Source organism: Mesorhizobium sp. B2-5-7 (genome assembly GCF_006440875.1).
Taxonomy (GTDB): Bacteria; Pseudomonadota; Alphaproteobacteria; order Rhizobiales; family Rhizobiaceae; genus Mesorhizobium; species Mesorhizobium australicum.
Window position 1 is genome coordinate 970744 of the sequence record NZ_VFUO01000001.1, and the last position, 16911, is coordinate 987654.

19 protein-coding genes are annotated in these 16911 nt (G+C 62.1%); all 19 read right to left on the reverse strand.

Annotated elements, in window-relative coordinates; all coding sequences use genetic code 11:
* Nucleotides 1-3: 3 nt before the first annotated feature.
* Nucleotides 4-1893 (reverse strand): MFS transporter, encoded by a 1890-nt coding sequence (locus FJ543_RS04735; protein ID WP_140664349.1) that lies wholly within the window; start codon nucleotides 1891-1893, stop codon nucleotides 4-6.
* Between the two features lie 177 nt (nucleotides 1894-2070).
* Nucleotides 2071-2862 carry an ATP12 family chaperone protein gene (locus tag FJ543_RS04740; RefSeq protein WP_140873990.1) on the reverse strand — a complete coding sequence of 264 codons (792 nt, stop codon included), beginning with the start codon at nucleotides 2860-2862 and terminating at the stop codon, nucleotides 2071-2073.
* Between the two features lie 12 nt (nucleotides 2863-2874).
* On the reverse strand, nucleotides 2875-3747 hold the full coding sequence (locus FJ543_RS04745; protein WP_051041371.1) for a DMT family transporter: 873 nt from the start codon (nucleotides 3745-3747) through the stop codon (nucleotides 2875-2877).
* A 47-nt stretch (nucleotides 3748-3794) separates the two neighbouring features.
* A complete protein-coding gene (locus tag FJ543_RS04750) occupies nucleotides 3795-4775 on the reverse strand; it encodes an RluA family pseudouridine synthase (RefSeq protein WP_015317967.1) in 981 nt (326 codons plus the stop codon).
* 63 nt (nucleotides 4776-4838) lie between these two features.
* On the reverse strand, nucleotides 4839-5213 hold the full coding sequence (gene crcB / locus FJ543_RS04755; protein ID WP_140664338.1) for a fluoride efflux transporter CrcB: 375 nt from the start codon (nucleotides 5211-5213) through the stop codon (nucleotides 4839-4841).
* 182 nt (nucleotides 5214-5395) lie between these two features.
* Complete coding sequence (locus FJ543_RS04765; protein WP_015317969.1) at nucleotides 5396-6226, reverse strand: aspartyl/asparaginyl beta-hydroxylase domain-containing protein; 831 nt, start codon at nucleotides 6224-6226, stop codon at nucleotides 5396-5398.
* Between the two features lie 156 nt (nucleotides 6227-6382).
* Nucleotides 6383-6910 carry a DUF930 domain-containing protein gene (locus FJ543_RS04770; protein ID WP_224622065.1) on the reverse strand — a complete coding sequence of 176 codons (528 nt, stop codon included), beginning with the start codon at nucleotides 6908-6910 and terminating at the stop codon, nucleotides 6383-6385.
* 149 nt (nucleotides 6911-7059) lie between these two features.
* Nucleotides 7060-8367: a replication-associated recombination protein A gene (locus tag FJ543_RS04775; protein WP_140873992.1), complete on the reverse strand. Its 1308-nt coding sequence runs from the start codon at nucleotides 8365-8367 to the stop codon at nucleotides 7060-7062.
* Nucleotides 8368-8511: 144 nt separating this feature from the next.
* Nucleotides 8512-10005: a DegQ family serine endoprotease gene (locus FJ543_RS04780; protein ID WP_140720525.1), complete on the reverse strand. Its 1494-nt coding sequence runs from the start codon at nucleotides 10003-10005 to the stop codon at nucleotides 8512-8514.
* Nucleotides 10006-10184: 179 nt separating this feature from the next.
* Nucleotides 10185-10613 carry a 50S ribosomal protein L17 gene (rplQ, locus tag FJ543_RS04785; RefSeq protein ID WP_140792844.1) on the reverse strand — a complete coding sequence of 143 codons (429 nt, stop codon included), beginning with the start codon at nucleotides 10611-10613 and terminating at the stop codon, nucleotides 10185-10187.
* A 104-nt stretch (nucleotides 10614-10717) separates the two neighbouring features.
* Nucleotides 10718-11728, reverse strand: a complete 1011-nt coding sequence (locus tag FJ543_RS04790) for a DNA-directed RNA polymerase subunit alpha (protein WP_006205443.1) — start codon at nucleotides 11726-11728, stop codon at nucleotides 10718-10720.
* 103 nt (nucleotides 11729-11831) lie between these two features.
* Entirely contained in the window at nucleotides 11832-12221 is a 390-nt protein-coding gene (gene rpsK, locus FJ543_RS04795) for a 30S ribosomal protein S11 (RefSeq protein WP_006205444.1), read from the reverse strand.
* 122 nt (nucleotides 12222-12343) lie between these two features.
* On the reverse strand, nucleotides 12344-12712 hold the full coding sequence (gene rpsM / locus FJ543_RS04800) for a 30S ribosomal protein S13 (RefSeq protein ID WP_006205445.1): 369 nt from the start codon (nucleotides 12710-12712) through the stop codon (nucleotides 12344-12346).
* A 200-nt stretch (nucleotides 12713-12912) separates the two neighbouring features.
* Nucleotides 12913-13509: an adenylate kinase gene (locus tag FJ543_RS04805; protein WP_140873994.1), complete on the reverse strand. Its 597-nt coding sequence runs from the start codon at nucleotides 13507-13509 to the stop codon at nucleotides 12913-12915.
* Entirely contained in the window at nucleotides 13506-14846 is a 1341-nt protein-coding gene (gene secY / locus FJ543_RS04810) for a preprotein translocase subunit SecY (protein WP_015317976.1), read from the reverse strand. The genes FJ543_RS04805 and secY overlap by 4 nt, the downstream gene beginning before the upstream one ends.
* Before the next feature lie 193 nt (nucleotides 14847-15039).
* Entirely contained in the window at nucleotides 15040-15513 is a 474-nt protein-coding gene (gene rplO, locus FJ543_RS04815) for a 50S ribosomal protein L15 (RefSeq protein ID WP_015317977.1), read from the reverse strand.
* A 22-nt stretch (nucleotides 15514-15535) separates the two neighbouring features.
* On the reverse strand, nucleotides 15536-15733 hold the full coding sequence (gene rpmD, locus FJ543_RS04820) for a 50S ribosomal protein L30 (RefSeq protein ID WP_006205449.1): 198 nt from the start codon (nucleotides 15731-15733) through the stop codon (nucleotides 15536-15538).
* A 24-nt stretch (nucleotides 15734-15757) separates the two neighbouring features.
* A complete protein-coding gene (gene rpsE / locus FJ543_RS04825) occupies nucleotides 15758-16321 on the reverse strand; it encodes a 30S ribosomal protein S5 (RefSeq protein ID WP_006333394.1) in 564 nt (187 codons plus the stop codon).
* A 132-nt stretch (nucleotides 16322-16453) separates the two neighbouring features.
* Complete coding sequence (gene rplR, locus FJ543_RS04830) at nucleotides 16454-16813, reverse strand: 50S ribosomal protein L18 (protein ID WP_015317978.1); 360 nt, start codon at nucleotides 16811-16813, stop codon at nucleotides 16454-16456.
* Nucleotides 16814-16911: the final 98 nt, after the last annotated feature.

The window sequence follows — 16911 nt, forward strand, 5'->3', positions numbered from 1 at the left end:
CGGCTATTCCTTGGCATGCAGGTCGGTGCCGAGCGTGTCCTTGACGAAGATCATGCCGATGATCAGCGTCATCGCCGCGATGACCACCGGATACCAAAGACCGTAGTAGATGTCGCCCTTGTAGGCGCTGAGCGCGAACACCGTCGCCGGCAGCAGGCCGCCGAACCAGCCGTTGCCGATGTGGTAGGGCAATGACATGCCCGTGTACCGAATGCGAGTCGGGAACATCTCGACAAGGATCGCCGCGATCGGCCCATAGACCATGGTCACGAACAGGACCAGGATGAACAGGATGCCGATCGTCATCGGCCAGTTAACCGCCGCCGGATCGGCGAACATGGCAAAGGCACCGCCGCCCGGTATGTTGTAGACGGTGACCTCGGGGGCGCCCGCTGCCTCATCGGCGGTCAAGAGCTTGTCCTTAACCGCCTGGTCGGTCGGCACCGCTGCCTTTTCACCGCCGCGGATGGCGGCCGCGTCGAGCTTAAGTTCAGGATTGGCTGCGATGAAGGCATCGAGTTTCTGGTCCGCGACCTTGATCGGCGCTCGCTTCAGCGGATAGCCGCCGTCCTGCAAGGACATGTTGACTGCCTTGACGAAGGCGGCGTCCTTAGCCTTGGCCTGATCGCCGGCGGCGACCGCATCGTAGGACGCCACTGTCTCTGTACCGATCTTGACTGACGCAGGCGTCCCGGCCGCAGCCGTCGACACCACTTCATAGGGAACCGAGTTCTTGGTCAGGAACGAAGTCGCGATGTCGCAGGACGTCGTGAACTTCGCCGTGCCGACCGGATTGAACTGGAACTTGCAGTCGCCGGGAGCTGCCGTCACCGTTGCCCGAGTGCTCTGCTGAGCCTTGGCGAGCGCCGGATTAGCGGCCCAGGTCAACGCCTTGAACAGCGGGAAGGTACAGACAATGGCCAGCGCAAGGCCAGCCATGATGATCGGCTTGCGGCCGATCTTGTCGGAGAGCCAGCCGAAGACGACGAAGAAGATCGAGCCGATAGCCAGCGCGATGGCGATCATGATGTTGACCGACTGCGCGTCGACCTTCAGCACATTCTGCAGGAAGAACAGCGCGTAGAACTGGCCGTTGTACCAAACCACGGCCTGACCGGCTGTGAGGCCGAGCAGCGCCAGGAGCGCGATCTTGGCGTTCTTCCACTGACCAAAGGCTTCCGAGAGCGGCGCCTTTGAGCCCTTGCCTTCGTCCTTCATCTTCTGGAAGGTCGGAGACTCCGAGAGTGACAACCGGATCCAGATCGAAACGGCGAGCAGCAGGAAAGAGACGATGAACGGAATGCGCCAGCCCCAGGCGGCGTAGGTCTCCTTGCTCAGCGATCCCTGTACGATCAGGATGACGATCAGCGACAGGAACAGGCCGAGCGTCGCTGTTGTCTGGATCCATGAGGTGTAGAAGCCACGGCGGTCATCGGGTGCATGTTCGGCGACATAGGTCGCAGCGCCGCCATATTCGCCGCCCAGCGCCAAACCCTGCAGCATGCGCAGGACGATAAGGATCACCGGAGCCGCGATGCCCAAGGTTGCATAGCCGGGCAGCAGACCGACCAGGAAGGTCGACAGGCCCATGATCGTCATTGTGACCAGGAACGTGTATTTGCGGCCGACGAGGTCGCCGATGCGACCGAACAGCAGCGCGCCGAACGGGCGAACCAGGAAGCCTGCGGCAAAGGCCAGCAGCGCGAAGATGTTGCGCGTTGCCTCGGGAATGGTCGGACTGAAAAAGGTCGAGCCGATGAAAGCCGCCAGTGAGCCGTAGAGATAGAAATCGTACCATTCGAAAACAGTGCCGAGCGAGGAAGCGAAGATGACTTTCTTCTCCTCCCGCGTCATGCCGCGGCTCGTTCCGCCGGCGGTCGATGCCATTGCCATAGAGCTATCCTCCCGTGAGACTTCGATGCTGTGCGCCGACGTCCGCGTTCTCCTCCGAACGCGGACTCAAAGACGCAGCCAACACAGGAAAAATGGCAGAAAGGGCGGGGAAAGGGCACCGCGACGATGGGATTATGACTTTCGTATTAGGTGCGGTGCGAAGGCGGAGCGAAGCCCTCAGGCCCGCAGCGCTTCGAGCAAGCTGACGGCGGCCATCATGTCCCGTTTGCGAGCGGCGCGGCGCGCGACGGCTTCGGCGTCCTGTCCCCACTGTGCGATCTGCCAGTCCTCATCGACATGGCCGGCGGCCCAGGCCTCCTCGCCGTCGAGCTCGCCGAAATCGACCGCCAACGCCAGCAATGCCGAGCCGGTCAACGATGTCATGACATGGATGGCGGCAAGGCGCAGCGGTTCGGCGCGTTGCGCCAGATGGCTGCCCAGCACGGCAATGGTTTCGCGTGGCTGCTCGATATGGATGATGCCCTCGGCAAGGTTGAAACGGGCCCCAAGTGCTGCGCGGGCCCAGTCGATGACGGGATCCCACCGCTCGTTCTGGCGCTCGACCAGCTCTTGCGGTGCATCGGCGCGATAACAGAGCAGATCCGACGACGCAAAACGCAGAATGTCTTCCAGCACCGCCTGCGGATCGCTGGCCACGCCATCGATTGCGGTGTTGACCAGCCGCATCACCGGCATCGTCATCGGATTGATCGTCTCGCCCTGTTCCGCGAACTCGCCGGCAACCAGCGTCGCGGCCGCCTCGGTCGGCAGCGCCAGCATTGCCTTGCCCGGCGTGCGCACCGGCTTGCCGTCGAGATGGACGGCAAAGCCATCTTCCGCCGACGCGACCGAGACCTCCTTATAGAAGCGCTTGGGCAGCGGCGTCTTCATCTGGATCTGGGCGCGACGCACCGGATCCGGATCGGAAAGATACTTGCCCGCTTCGAGGTCGTTGAGCATATCACGCATGAAGTGCCTTTCTTACACCGGTATCAGCTTGCGTGCCGGCCGGTTGACGATGATCAGGCCGGCCGCAATCAAGCCAAGTGCGAGAAAAATGCGAATGGTCAGCGGCTCGTTCAAGATGATCGCACCGCACAGGACACCGAAGACCGGCGACAGGAAGGTGAAGCTGGACAAGCCTGAAGCCGGATAGCGGCGCAGCAGCCAGAACCAGAGCACATAGGTGAAAGCGACGATATAGACCGCCTGGAAAAGCAGCGCCAATGTCGGCAACAGGGACGGATCGCGCACCGGTGGGCCGGCAAGAGGCAGCACCATCATGCCAACGATCGCCGCGCCGGCGAGTTGATAGAGCAGCAGTTTTTCCGCACTCGCCTCGACCAATTTCGATCGTTTGATAAGGATATTGGTCAGGGCCCAGAAAAACCCCGAACCGAGGCTCAGGAGATCACCGAACAGCATGTCTCCGCTACCGCCGAGCTTGTCGGAAAAGACCGTGGCAAGACCGGCGAAGGCCAACAGCAGGCCGAGAAACTTGCGCATGGTGATCTGTTCGCCGAGCAGGAAATGGCCGCCGATCAGCATCCAGAACGGCATTGAGTTGACCAGCAGCGTATTGCGCGCCACGGTCGTATGCTCCAGGCCAACGTAGAGACAAAGGAACTCGACGCCGAAAAGCACGCCGACCGCAATGCCCGCCGGCAATGTCCCATCTCTGCTGAACAGCGCAATGCCGCGCCAGCGGCACCAGAGAAAGACGCAGAAACCACCGATGACCGAACGCGCGATCGATAGGAAGACGGGATCATAGCCTGCATAGGAGATCTTGGCGGCGACGTAGTTCAGCCCCCAGGAAAAGGTCAGGCCGACCATGATGGCGGCTGCGGCCATGTCGACCGCGTCGCGCCGATCGAGCGCATCGGTGGCGCCGCTCACGGTTAGTCCTCCGCGCTGGCGTCGTCGAAGCCGATCAGGTTCCAGCTCTGGCGCATATGCGGCGGCATCGGAGCGGTGACGTCGATGACGCCCTTGTCCGGGTGCGGGATAATGATGCGGCGCGCGTGCAGATGCAGGCGGTTTTGAATGCCGCCAGGAAAATCCCAGTTGGTGTCGGCCTCGAAGTATTTCGGGTCGCCGATGATCGGGCAGCCGATATGGGCGGCATGGACGCGAAGCTGGTGTGTGCGGCCGGTATAAGGTTCCATCTCCAGCCAGGTCATGGTCTGCGCCGCCTGCTCGATAATGCGATAATAGGACACGGCATGGTCGGCGCCTTTTTCGCCATGCGCGGCAATGCGCACGCGGTCGCCGTCCGGCGTAGCCTCCTTGATCAGCCAGGTCGAGATCTTGTCCTCGCGCTTGGGCGGCACGCCCTTGACCAGCGCCCAGTAGGTCTTCTTGGTTTCCCGCGCCCGGAACGCCTCTGAAAGCTTCATCGCGGCCAGCCTGGTGCGGGCCACCACCAGCACGCCCGACGTGTCGCGGTCGAGCCGGTGCACCAGCCGCGGCTTCTCGCCTTTCTGGCTGCGCCAGGCTTCCAGCATGTCGTCGACATTGCGGGTAACGCCGGAGCCGCCCTGAACGGCGAGGCCCGCCGGCTTGTTGAAGACGAAGACCTTTGGGTCCTCGTGGATCAGCATCTTGGCGAGCACATCGGCGTCGCCCTGGTTGCGGATCGAGTGGCCGGTGAGCGCGCTCTCGCCCTTCTTGTCCACCTCGAGCGGCGGAACGCGGACCATCTGCCCCGGCTCGACGCGGGTGTCGGCCTTGACCCGGCCGCCATCGACGCGGATCTGGCCGGAGCGCAGCAGCTTCTGTAGATGGCCGAAGCCAAGGCCCGGGAAATGCGTCTTGAACCAGCGATCGAGCCGCATGCCCGCCTCGCCGGCCTCCACAGTGATCTGTTCAACGCCTGCCATGTCTTCTTCGCTTATCCGTTTCCCGAGCAGGGCTCTTGGCCTGCGCTTGGCGCGGCAATAACATTATGAAACGGTTCTTGCGAGCCAAAGTCCCAGAAACAGGGCAATGATCGCGCCAACGACGCTGGCAAGCGCATATCCGAATGCCGGCAGTGTCGAGCCTCGTTCCCACAGGGCGGCGAAGTCGAGCGAAAAGGCGGAGAAGGTGGTGAAGCCTCCGAGAATGCCGGTAGCAACGAACAGCCTGACCTCATCGGACCCGCCGCGACGCGCAAGGATGGCGATGAACAGCCCCATCGCAAACGAGCCGACGATGTTGATCGCCATCGTGCCCCAGGGATAGTTGGGACCGACGAGGCGCAGCGCGCCCATGCTGGTCAGATGGCGGATGCCGGCGCCGATGCCGCCGCCGACGGCTACGAGAAGCAGATTGAACATAGAACGTTACTGCCCCCGCGAGGACGCCGGCGTCAATCCCTTGAGCGAGGTCACGCAGCTTCGGGGATGGCAGAGATAGTCGACCTATCAAGAACCGGGCTTCCAACTCACGTAGCGCAATCACTGCCATGACGCATTCAGGATACTGCCGGCTCCGCCGGCAGTATCGACAGATCTTCAACTTAGGTGGTTTCGACCTTCTTTGGCTTTGTGGAGCCGATCATCTTCCAGTTCTTGTAGAACATCGAGTTGATGCGCTCGACGCTCACCGAGACGACCGCAAGCATGCCGGCGATAAGCCTGGGCACCGGGGACGGCCTGATAATATCCATGAACACGCAGTAGCGGCGGCCATCATACTCGTTGACCGAGCGATGCAGCAGCGTGTCGTCGAAAATGAACTGCGGATTGTCGTACCAGTAGTTCTTGACGTTGCCGCATTCGACGAAAATCTCCGCTTTCACCGGGATCAGATTGTAGAGGATACGCAGGCTGAGCCGCAGCGGTCCGAAATGCCAGGAGGTCGATTCGCGCTTGCTGAAGACGGAAACGGCAATCGTCTTGATGTATTTGAAATCCTTGTTGAATTCCTCGACGTTGTCGATCCTGTGCTTGCCGTACCACTGGTAGACATACATGCCGCGCCGGCCGGCGCCGAAATTGGCGTCGATGTCGGCGATGATCTCATCCTTGCGCGCCTTGAAGACATCAAGGACCTCATTGACCTCGCGCTGATAGTCGGCGGGAAACTGCTCCAGCTTCCACACGCCCGGATTTCTGTAGCACAGGAGATCGACCAGCAGGTTGAAGGGCGACAGCAACCAGGTGAAGAGCCCGTTGCCAAGGAAGTAGCCGCTGAACAGCGCCAAATCCTTCCTGTCGTTGCGCAACACGTCGATCAGACCACAGACGATGAAGATCGTCGTCAGGATCGGGATGAAATAGAAGCCAAGGGCGAGAAGCGGGATGGCAATGGCGAATTTGCGAAGGGATTTGCGAAGGGTTTTTGTCATTTTTCCACGCGCGAAGCGCGATCCTGTTGCGAATGAGGTGCCCAATCATGGCAACGGCCACCGCCCGACCGTGCGCCTTGATAAGGTTTTTTGGGTCACCGCACAACGGCCATGGTATCTGGCCGAGCTGGTTGCCTGGTAGAGTTTGCCGGGCCGTCAATGCACTGCCGGCAAGCCAAGCTCGTCCCATTTATCTTTGGCCACGGGATCGCCGACCTGGAATTCAAAGCCAATGACGCTTTCGCCGTCCTTGGCGAGCTGGCATTTGAACTTCAGACTGTACCAGTTTTTACGGCTGCGAAAGGCCGCACCATTAGCGGCGATCGTCGTGCCGGTGATCTTCTCCTCCGCGGTCGCGTAGGGCACCACCCGCTCCGGCTGGAAATCCGCATGCCATTGGCGGATTTGGTCCATGGCCTCCAGATTGCAAAGCTGCACCATGCGCTCATCGGATGCGAAGGTCTTGAGATCGGCGCGGGCCTGCTTGCTGCGCGGATCGGCGAGGGTCTTGGCCGACAGCATCCGCGTTGGGCGGATCATGGCGGGCGTGGCGGGAAATCGAGGAGCGCTTGGAGCAGGCGCCGGTGCCTCGGGCATGGGTGCGCGGGGTGCCTCCTCGATGGGAGGTGCGGGCGGCCTTGTCGAAACCTCGAATTGCTGTGGCGTCAGGATGGCGACCGACACGCGCTCCTCCTCTGGCCGGCTCGGGCGTTTCGGCGATGGTATCAACATGACGCTGGCGGCGAGCAGCCCATGCAGGAGAACCGAAGTGGAAATCCCCCAGGGCGAGGCCTCGTTTCGCACCGACAAGACCACCGCGCTCCGCAAGTCGGCTATTCCCGCTCTTTGCGCAGCTTTGCCCAGTAGTCGAGCCGCTTCCTGATGTCGCGCTCGAAACCACGCTCGGGCGGATCGTAGAAGGTCTGGCGGCCCATCTTTTCCGGAAAATAATCCTGGCCTGAAAAGGCATCTGGCTCATCATGGTCGTAGCGGTAGCCGGCGCCGTAATCCTCTTCCTTCATCAGCTTGGTCGGCGCGTTGAGAATGTGCTTCGGCGGCAGCAGCGAGCCATGTTCCTTGGCGGCCCGCGTGGCAGCCTTGAAGGCAGTGTAAACGGCATTGGATTTGGGCGCGGTGGCGAGATAGACGGTGGCCTCGGCAAAGGCGAGTTCGCCCTCCGGAGAGCCGAGATAGTCATAGGCATCCTTGGCCGCGTTGGCGACGACCAGGGCCTGCGGATCGGCCAGACCAATGTCCTCCATCGCCATGCGAACCAGCCGGCGGCCGAGATAGAGCGGATCCTCCCCGGCATCGAACATGCGCGCGAGATAGTAAAGGGCGGCATCGGGATCCGAGCCGCGCACCGACTTGTGCAGGGCCGAGATCAGGTTGTAATGGCCGTCCTGGCCCTTGTCGTAGATCGGCGCACGGCGCTGGACGATGCGCTGAAGCCCTTCGGGATCGAATATCTCGCCAGCCTTGGCCGCGCGCCAGACCTCTTCCGCCAGGGTCAGCGATGCGCGTCCGTCGCCATCGCTCATACGAATGAGCATCGTGCGTGCTTCATCATCAAGCGGCAGCGCCCTGCCCTCCGCCTCCTCCGCCCGCGTCATCAGCTTGGCGATGCTGTCCTCACCCAGCGAATGAAAGACCATGACCCGCGCGCGCGACAACAAGGCCGCGTTGAGTTCGAAGGACGGGTTTTCGGTGGTGGCACCCACCAGCACGACCGTCCCATCCTCCATGACGGGGAGGAATGAATCCTGCTGGGCGCGGTTGAAACGATGAATCTCGTCGACGAAGAGCAAAGTCTGGCGGCCGTTGGCACGGCGCAGCTTGGCCGCCTCGAACACTTTCTTCAGGTCGGCGACGCCGGAAAAGACCGCCGATATCTGCTCGAAGGCAAGGCTGGTCTCTCCGGCAAGCAGCCTCGCCACCGTGGTCTTGCCGGTGCCTGGCGGCCCCCAGAAGATCATCGATCCCAGCGAACCGGAGCCGATCAACCGGGTCAGCGCGCCATCGGGTCCCGTCAGATGTTCCTGGCCAACGACCTCCCCAAGATTCTTCGGACGCAGCCTGTCGGCCAGCGGCCGTCCGGGCGGCACCTTTTCCGGTTCGTCAACGCTGAACAGATCGGCCATGCACTTCCTCAGAGCAATTCCAGGAAAAGTGTGAAGCGGTTTTCCGTCCGGGATTGCGTCAAAACAAGGATATAGGGCAGGTCGGCGTTTTGGTGAAACGCCGACCTGCTCCAAGTTTGGAGCGCGATCCCTTCAGGGTCGAACTCAGTAACGCAAAACCTGGCGCAGTATCTGCCCGCCGCGCTCGACGGTAAAGCGCCACCAGCGCGTATCCTGCTGGGCTACCTGCGCCAGCACTGCGGCGGTGTCGATGGTGGTGCCGTTGACCTCGCGCACGATGTCGCCTGGCTGAAAGCCGAAATCGGCGGCCGGCGAATCGCGATTGATATCGATCACCGTCACACCCTTGAGGTCGGTACGCAAGCCAAGCTTCTGGGCAAGCCGCGGCGACAGTTCCGAGACCTTCGCGCCCGAGAACGGGCTGCGGCCATGCAGCGTCACTTCCGAGGCTTTTGCCCCCTCCGGCGCGCGCTCCAGCGCAATGTCCATCGCCGCTTGCTGACCCTTGGTCAGGATCGCGAAATTCGCCTTGGTGCCGATCGACAGTGTCGCCATGCGGTAGTCGAGCGCCTCGATGCTCTCGACCGGCTTGCCATTGATCTGCAGCACGACATCGCCCGGCTTCAGCCCTGCCTTGCCGGCGGGACCGGTCGCGTCGACCGAGGAGACCAGCGCCCCGGTCGGCTTTTCCATGCCCAGCGATTCAGCGATCTGCGGCGTCACCGCTTCGAATTCGGCGCCGATATAGGGCCGTTCGAAGAAATCGAGACCGGCCTTGGCGGCATCGGCGAAAGCCCGCACCATGTTGGCGGGGATGGCGAACCCGATGCCGATCGAGCCGCCGCTGCGGCTGTAGATGGCGGTGTTGATGCCGACCAGCTGGCCGCCCATGTTGATCAGCGCGCCGCCGGAATTGCCGGGATTGATGGCGGCGTCTGTCTGGATGAAATAACCCGAATCCGAAACGCCGATATGGCTGCGGGCAAGCGCGGAAACGATGCCGCTGGTGGTGGTCTGGCCAACACCGAACGGGTTGCCGATGGCCAGCACCAGGTCGCCGACCTCGAGCGCGTCGGAATCCCCGATCGCGATGACCGGGAACGGCTTGTCGGACTCGATCTTGAGCACGGCGAGATCTAGCGTCTCGTCCTTCAGCATCACCTTGCTGGTGAATTCGCGGCCGTCGGCGGTCGCCACCTTGACCTCGTCGGCATCCTTGATGACGTGGAAATTGGTGACGATGACACCGCTCGGATCGACGAGCACACCCGAGCCGAGCGAAGACTGCGCACGCGGCTGGGCACGGCCGAAGAATTCCTCGAAGAACGGATCGCCTTCGAAAGGCGATGTCACCTTGGCGGTCTGCGAGGCATAGACATTGACCACCGCGGGTGCCGTCTGCTTGACCAGCGGCGCGAACGAAAGCTGGACCTCCTCGCGGCCGAAAGGCACGCGCTTGTCCGGACCTGAAGTGGCATTCTCGCCTTCGACGCCATGCAGCAAGTCCGTCAACACATCGGAGAGGCCTGGATCGGCGGGCTTGGCGGCGTCTTCGGCCTGCGCCTGCCGAACTGCCGGTGCGGCTGCGAACACCATGAAGGCGCAGAGCAGAACAAGGGACAGTCTTTTGGCGCGCATTGCGAATCCTCCAAGCGAGTTCGGGCGCATTCTCCCGACGAATGTGCAAAATGAAAGGCTAAGCCGCTGAAATCCGATTATTTTCGCGGCAGTCAATCGTTTTTGGCACGCCTTGGGCGCACGCAGTTATGAAAAAGGGGCCCGCAGGCCCCTCTAATTCACTCCGAAAAGGCGAAGCCTTATGCGGCCGCGGCTTCGTCCGCGCCTTCGGCTTCGATGCGGGCGCGATCGCCGGCGCCCTTGGCCGAGGTGTCGCGATCGACGAACTCGATGACCGCCATCGCGGCATTGTCGCCGTGACGGAAGCCGGCCTTCATGATGCGCAGATAGCCGCCGTTGCGGGTGGCATAGCGCGGGGCGATGGTGTCGAACAGGCGCTTGACGACGCCCTCATTGCCGATCTGCGCGATCACCTGGCGGCGCGCGTGCAGGTCGCCGCGCTTGCCGAGCGTCACCAGCTTCTCGACGATCGGACGCAGGTCCTTCGCCTTCGGCAAGGTGGTGACGATCTGCTCGTGCTCGAGCAGCGACACCGCCAGGTTGGCGAACATCGACTTGCGGTGGCTTATGCTGCGGGCGAAGCGGCGGCCTTTGAAACCGTGGCGCATGGCTCTTTTCCTTCTTCAGTTGTTCAAGAGGCCACGGCCTCCGAGGGTTTTCCGCATGACCGTCGGATCGAGCGGCTCACGCCGCCAATCCTTGGAATTCATGCTCAATATTGGTCTTCGTAACGCTTGGCGAGGTCTTCGATGTTTTCCGGCGGCCAGTCCGGCACTTCCATGCCGAGGTGCAGGCCCATCGCCGCCAGCACTTCCTTGATCTCGTTCAGCGACTTGCGGCCGAAGTTCGGGGTGCGCAGCATCTCGGCTTCGGTCTTCTGGATGAGATCGCCGATATAGACGATGTTGTCGTTCTTCAGGCAGTTGGCCGAACGCACCGAAAGCTCGAGTTCGTCGACTTTCTTGAGCAGCGCCGGGTTGAAGGCGAGCTCGGTGACGGCTTCGGCGGCGACTTCCTTCTGCGGCTCGTCGAAGTTGACGAACAGGCCAAGCTGGTCCTGCAGGATGCGGGCGGCGAAAGCCACCGCGTCCTCGCCCGAGATCGAACCGTCGGTCTCGATGGTCATGGTCAGCTTGTCATAGTCGAGAACCTGGCCCTCGCGGGTGTTCTCGACCTTGTAGGAGACCTTCTTCACCGGCGAATAGAGGCTGTCGACCGGGATCAGGCCGATCGGCGCGTCCTCGGCGCGGTTGCGCTCGGCAGGCACGTAGCCCTTGCCGGTGTCGACGGTGAATTCCATGCGGATTTCCGCGCCTTCGTCCAGCGTGCAGATGACGTGGTCGGGGTTGAGGATCTCGACGTCGCCAACCGTCTGGATGTCGCCGGCAAGAACCGCACCCGGGCCCTGCTTGCGAACGACCATGCGCTTGGGGCCATCGCCTTCCATGCGGATTGCGATTTCCTTGATGTTCAGGACGATGTCGGTCACGTCCTCGCGCACGCCGGCGATGGACGAGAATTCATGCAGAACACCGTCGATCTGCACGGCGGTGACGGCCGCCCCGCGCAGCGAAGACAGAAGCACGCGGCGCAGCGCGTTGCCAAGCGTCAGGCCAAAGCCACGCTCGAGCGGCTCGGCGACCAGCGTGGTCAGCGTCTTCTTCTTCGACGAGAACTCGATCTTGTTCGGCTTGATCAGTTCCTGCCAATTTTTCTGGATCATGATGCTTTCCTTCCGTTGACCCGCCACCATCCAATCGTGGCGGGCGACCTGGAATACCGTGGAGGAACGCCCTTGGGCGCTCACGCGGCGTTCGATAAATTGCTTAGACGCGGCGCTTCTTGCGCGGGCGGCAGCCATTGTGCGGGATTGGCGTCACATCACGGATCGAGGTGATGGTGAAGCCGGCCGCCTGCAGGGCGCGCAGCGCCGATTCACGACCGGAGCCCGGTCCGCAGACCTCGACTTCGAGCATGCGCATGCCGTGTTCCTGGGCCTTCTTGGCAACGTCCTCGGCAGCCATCTGGGCGGCGAACGGGGTCGACTTGCGCGAACCCTTGAAGCCCTGGGCACCGGCCGACGACCAGGCAATCGAATTGCCCTGCGCGTCGGTGATGGTGATCATCGTGTTGTTGAAGGTCGAATTGACGTGGGCAACGCCCGACGAAATGTTCTTGCGTTCGCGACGGCGAACACGAGCGGCTTCCTTGGCCATGATAGTCCTTTCAGTTGATCTCTACACCGCCGTAATGCCAGCGGCTCCACCTGGAAAAGTGAATAGTGAATTAGTGAGTAGCGATGACGTCCTCACCACCCACTACCAACCACTCACTCTTATTACTTCTTCTTGCCGGCGATCGACTTGGCCGGGCCCTTGCGGGTACGTGCATTGGTGTGCGTGCGCTGGCCGCGAACCGGCAGCGAGCGGCGGTGACGCAGGCCGCGGTAGCAGCCAAGGTCCATGAGCCGCTTGATGTTCATCGACACTTCGCGGCGCAGGTCGCCTTCGACCTGATAGTCGCGGTCGATGGTCTCGCGGATCTGCAGCACCTCCGCATCGGTCAGCTGGTTGACGCGGCGCTCGGCCGGGATGCCGACCTTGTCGACGATCTCCTGGGCGAACTTCTTGCCAATGCCGTGAATGTACTGAAGCGCGATGACGACGCGCTTGTTGGTCGGAATGTTGACGCCGGCTATACGAGCCATGTTCTTCTCTTCTCCATGTGGGCCGGACAAGCCGGCATTATTCAGATTGCCCCGCGTCCGGTGGAGGCCGGCCCTTGCGGGAGTTTCCAGTTCAAAGCGACTGCCCTGCCCTTGCGGACAGGCAAAGCGCGCATCTGATAGGAAGACGGGCCGCCATACCGCAGCAAGCCGTCTCCGTCAAGCTTAATCTTTAAATTCCCTTACCGCGCCTTATCCGCCGCGGCGAGCACGGCTTCAATCTCGGCCGTTACGGCGTCGATGCTGGCCATGCCGTCCACAGTCTTGAGCTTGCCTTTGGCGTAATAGTAGCCGGTCAGCGGAGCGGTCTTCTTGTAGTACTCCCGCAGCCGCTCTTCGAACACGGCGGGATTGTCGTCCTTGCGCACCGGCTGGCCGGCGGCCTTTGCATCATCGGCGCGCTTGACGATTCGACCAACCAGGGCCCTGTCGTCGACAACCAGTTCGATGACGGTGTCGAGACCAATGCCACGCTCTGAAAGCATCGATTCAACCGCATCCGCCTGCACCAGGGTGCGCGGATAGCCGTCGAGGATAAAACCCTTGGCGCAGTCAGCCTGATCGATACGCTCGGCGACGATGGCGTTGACGATGGCGTCGGACACCAGCTCGCCGGCATCCATCACCGCCTTGGCACGCTTGCCGACCTCGGTACCGGCCTGAACGGCGGCACGCAGCATATCACCCGTCGAGAGCTGGGGTATGCCGTGTTTTTCTACCAGTCTTTGTGCTTGTGTCCCCTTGCCCGCTCCTGGCGGCCCAAGCAAAATCAACCTCATCTGGCTTTCTTCCCCCCGCGCAGCTTCGACTTCTTGATCAGGCCTTCATACTGGTGCGCGATCAGGTGACCCTGAATCTGCGCAACCGTATCGAGCGTGACACTGACCACGATCAGAAGCGATGTGCCACCGAGGTAGAATGGTACGCCAGTCGCCGAGATCAGGAACTCCGGCAGCAGGCACACCAGCACCAGATAGATGGCGCCGACGACGGTGATGCGGGTAAGGACGTAATCGATATAGTCGGCGGTGCGCTCGCCCGGACGATAGCCAGGGATGAAGCCCGAATGCTTCTTGAGCTGGTCGGCGGTGTCCTTCGGGTTGAACACGATCGCTGTGTAGAAGAAGGCGAAGAACACGATCATCGCCGCATAGAATGCCATGTAGAGCGGCTGGCCGTGGCCAAGCGAGGCCAGGATGGTGCTGGCCCAGGCCGGCATGTTGGTCGTCTGCGAGAAGCCGGCGACGGTGGCCGGCAGCAGAAGCAGCGACGACGCGAAGATCGGCGGGATGACGCCCGAGGTGTTGAGCTTAAGCGGCAGATGCGAGGTATCGCCCTGGAACATGCGGTTGCCGACCTGGCGCTTCGGATACTGGATCAGCAGGCGGCGCTGGGCGCGCTCGAAGAACACGATAAGCGCTATGACGACGATGGCCAGCACGATGATCGCCAGGATCAGGCCGGTCGACAGGGCGCCGGTACGGCCGAGTTCCAGCGTGCCGGAAATGGCATGCGGCAAGCCGGCGACGATGCCGGAGAAGATGATCAGCGAAATGCCGTTGCCGATGCCGCGCGCTGTGATCTGCTCGCCCAGCCACATCAGGAACATGGTGCCGCCGACCAGCGTGACGACGGTGGAGATGCGGAAGAACATGCCGGGATCGCTGACGATGCCGTTGCCGTTCTCCAGTCCCACCGAAATGCCATAGGCCTGTACCAGCGCCAGGAGCACGGTGCCGTAGCGCGTGTACTGGTTGATGACCTTGCGGCCCTGCTCGCCTTCCTTCTTCAGCGCTTCCAGCGAGGGAATGACCGAGGTCATCAGCTGCATGATGATGGAAGCGGAGATGTAGGGCATGATGCCGAGTGCAAAGATCGCCATGCGCTGCACGGCACCGCCGGCGAACATGTTGAACATGCCGAGCACGCCCTTGCTCTGCGAGGAGAAGGCCTGGGCGAAAGCGTCGGGATTGATGCCGGGAAGCGGGATGTAGGTGCCGAGACGATAGACGAGCAACGCGCCGATGGTGAACCAGATGCGTTTCTTAAGGTCCTCCGCCTTGGCGAAGGCCGAGAAATTCAGATTCGAGGCTAGTTGTTCAGCAGCCGAAGCCATGCCTGATTCTCCGCTTGGTAACGCTTGATGGCCCGTGAGGTCAGGCGGTGCGTTTCACCGAAGCTCACGAGATAAGCTCCGGGCTGTAAACATGCAAGCGGCCGCGTCGACGCGGCCGCTAAATTGAGCAGGTCAAAGCGCGATCTCAAGCAAAAACGGATACCACTCTTGCCGACCGCTCTTCAAATTGCCGTTACTCGGCGGCTGCCTTTTCCGGCAGCTTGACCGAACCGCCGGCCTTTTCGATCTTCTCGATCGCGGCCTTGGAGGCGCCGGCGACGTCGAAGGCGAGCTTGGCCTTGAGTTCGCCATCGGACAGCACGCGCACGCCATCCTTGACGCGACGGATGACGCCGGCGGCGACAAGCGCCTCGGCCGTCACGGTCGCCTTGACGTCAAGCTTCTTGGCATCAACGGCTTCCTGGATACGGGCCAGCGAGACGACGGTGAAGCTCTTGGCGAAGATGTTGTTGAAGCCACGCTTCGGCAGACGCCTGTAGAGCGGCATCTGGCCACCCTCGAAGCCGTTGACGGCGACGCCGGAGCGCGCCTTCTGGCCCTTGACGCCGCGACCGGCGGTCTTGCCCGAGCCGGAGCCGATACCGCGGCCGAGACGCTTCTTGGAGTGCGTCGCGCCGTCCTTGTCACGCAGATCATTGAGTTTCATCTGGGTTCTCCTGCGCTCTTGCTCAGCCCTCGTCCACGACGCGGACGAGATGCTGGACGGCAGCGATCATGCCGCGCACGGAAGGCGTATCTTCCAGCGTGCGCTGCTTGTGCATCTTGTTGAGGCCGAGGCCGACCAGCGTTGCGCGCTGTTCCTTCGGGCGGCGGATCGGCGAACCGATCTGCTCAACGGTGATGGTCTTGGTTGCTTTCTTGGCCATGGTCAAAATCCCTGGTCAGATCGACTATTCTTCAGCCGCAACGGCGGTGCCGCGGCGGGCCTGAAGGGTCGAATACTTGATGCCACGCGCGGCAGCCACATCCTTGGGATGCATCTGGCTCTTCAGCGCGTCGAAGGTGGCGCGAACCATGTTGTACGGGTTCGACGAACCCATCGACTTGGCAACCACGTCGTGCATGCCGAGCGTCTCGAAGACGGCGCGCATCGGGCCGCCGGCGATGATGCCAGTACCCTGCTTGGCAGCGCGCAGCAGAACACGGCCAGCGCCCCAACGTCCCTCGACGTCATGGTGCAGCGTGCGGCCCGAGCGCAACGGCACGAAGATCATGTCGCGCTTTGCGGATTCGGTTGCCTTGCGGATAGCTTCCGGCACTTCGCGCGCCTTGCCGTGACCAAAGCCAACGCGGCCCTTCTGGTCGCCGACGACGACGAGCGCGGCAAAGCCAAAGCGACGGCCGCCCTTGACGACCTTGGCGACGCGGTTGATGTGGACAAGCTTGTCCACCATGCCGTCATCGCGTTCTTCACGATCGCGGCCGCGGCCGCCATCCCTACGTTCCTGTGCCATATCCTGTTCCTTGTTCTTTTCCGGAAGCACGGGTTGCTGATTGCCGGCGCCGCTTTGGGTCGCCGACGGTGAAAACTATTTCTTCCTTTGCATGATCTTATCCGAAAAGTCTGCAACTTTTCGGGGTCATGCTTAGAAGCTGAGACCGCCTTCGCGGGCCGCTTCAGCCAGCGCCTTGACGCGGCCGTGATAGATGTAGGCGCCGCGATCGAAGACGACTTCCTTGACGCCAGCCTTGGTGGCGCGCTCGGCGATCAGCTTGCCGATCGCAGCGGCGGCAGCAGTGTCAGCGCCGGTCTTGAGCGAACCCTTGAGATCCTTCTCGAGCGTCGAGGCGGCGGCAATGGTGTGGCCCTTGGCGTCGTCGATGACCTGAACGTAGATGTTCTTAGACGTGCGATGAACCGACAGACGCGGACGCTCGCCGGCGACTTTCTTGATCTGACGGCGCACGCGCTGCGCGCGGCGCTGGATGGATTCCTTGATAGCCATGATAGTTCCTTGCCTTCAAAAAACGGGGGCCGCCATATGCGGTAGGCGAAGCGCCTCCCGCGACCGCTCCCCGCGGCGTTAACTTCCGTGGCTTGGTC

What these genes read in the sequence shown, in the direction of transcription:
- FJ543_RS04735 (WP_140664349.1), bottom strand. Translation starts at nt 1,893, where the DNA reads ATGGCAATGGCATCGACCGCCGGCGGAACGAGCCGCGGCATGACGCGG.
- FJ543_RS04740 (WP_140873990.1), bottom strand. Translation starts at nt 2,862, where the DNA reads ATGCGTGATATGCTCAACGACCTCGAAGCGGGCAAGTATCTTTCCGAT.
- FJ543_RS04745 (WP_051041371.1), bottom strand. Translation starts at nt 3,747, where the DNA reads ATGGCCGCAGCCGCCATCATGGTCGGCCTGACCTTTTCCTGGGGGCTG.
- FJ543_RS04750 (WP_015317967.1), bottom strand. Translation starts at nt 4,775, where the DNA reads ATGGCAGGCGTTGAACAGATCACTGTGGAGGCCGGCGAGGCGGGCATG.
- crcB (WP_140664338.1), bottom strand. Translation starts at nt 5,213, where the DNA reads ATGTTCAATCTGCTTCTCGTAGCCGTCGGCGGCGGCATCGGCGCCGGC.
- FJ543_RS04765 (WP_015317969.1), bottom strand. Translation starts at nt 6,226, where the DNA reads ATGACAAAAACCCTTCGCAAATCCCTTCGCAAATTCGCCATTGCCATC.
- FJ543_RS04775 (WP_140873992.1), bottom strand. Translation starts at nt 8,367, where the DNA reads ATGGCCGATCTGTTCAGCGTTGACGAACCGGAAAAGGTGCCGCCCGGA.
- FJ543_RS04780 (WP_140720525.1), bottom strand. Translation starts at nt 10,005, where the DNA reads ATGCGCGCCAAAAGACTGTCCCTTGTTCTGCTCTGCGCCTTCATGGTG.
- rplQ (WP_140792844.1), bottom strand. Translation starts at nt 10,613, where the DNA reads ATGCGCCACGGTTTCAAAGGCCGCCGCTTCGCCCGCAGCATAAGCCAC.
- FJ543_RS04790 (WP_006205443.1), bottom strand. Translation starts at nt 11,728, where the DNA reads ATGATCCAGAAAAATTGGCAGGAACTGATCAAGCCGAACAAGATCGAG.
- rpsK (WP_006205444.1), bottom strand. Translation starts at nt 12,221, where the DNA reads ATGGCCAAGGAAGCCGCTCGTGTTCGCCGTCGCGAACGCAAGAACATT.
- rpsM (WP_006205445.1), bottom strand. Translation starts at nt 12,712, where the DNA reads ATGGCTCGTATAGCCGGCGTCAACATTCCGACCAACAAGCGCGTCGTC.
- FJ543_RS04805 (WP_140873994.1), bottom strand. Translation starts at nt 13,509, where the DNA reads ATGAGGTTGATTTTGCTTGGGCCGCCAGGAGCGGGCAAGGGGACACAA.
- secY (WP_015317976.1), bottom strand. Translation starts at nt 14,846, where the DNA reads ATGGCTTCGGCTGCTGAACAACTAGCCTCGAATCTGAATTTCTCGGCC.
- rplO (WP_015317977.1), bottom strand. Translation starts at nt 15,513, where the DNA reads ATGAAACTCAATGATCTGCGTGACAAGGACGGCGCGACGCACTCCAAG.
- rpmD (WP_006205449.1), bottom strand. Translation starts at nt 15,733, where the DNA reads ATGGCCAAGAAAGCAACCAAGACCATCACCGTTGAGCAGATCGGTTCG.
- rpsE (WP_006333394.1), bottom strand. Translation starts at nt 16,321, where the DNA reads ATGGCACAGGAACGTAGGGATGGCGGCCGCGGCCGCGATCGTGAAGAA.
- rplR (WP_015317978.1), bottom strand. Translation starts at nt 16,813, where the DNA reads ATGGCTATCAAGGAATCCATCCAGCGCCGCGCGCAGCGCGTGCGCCGT.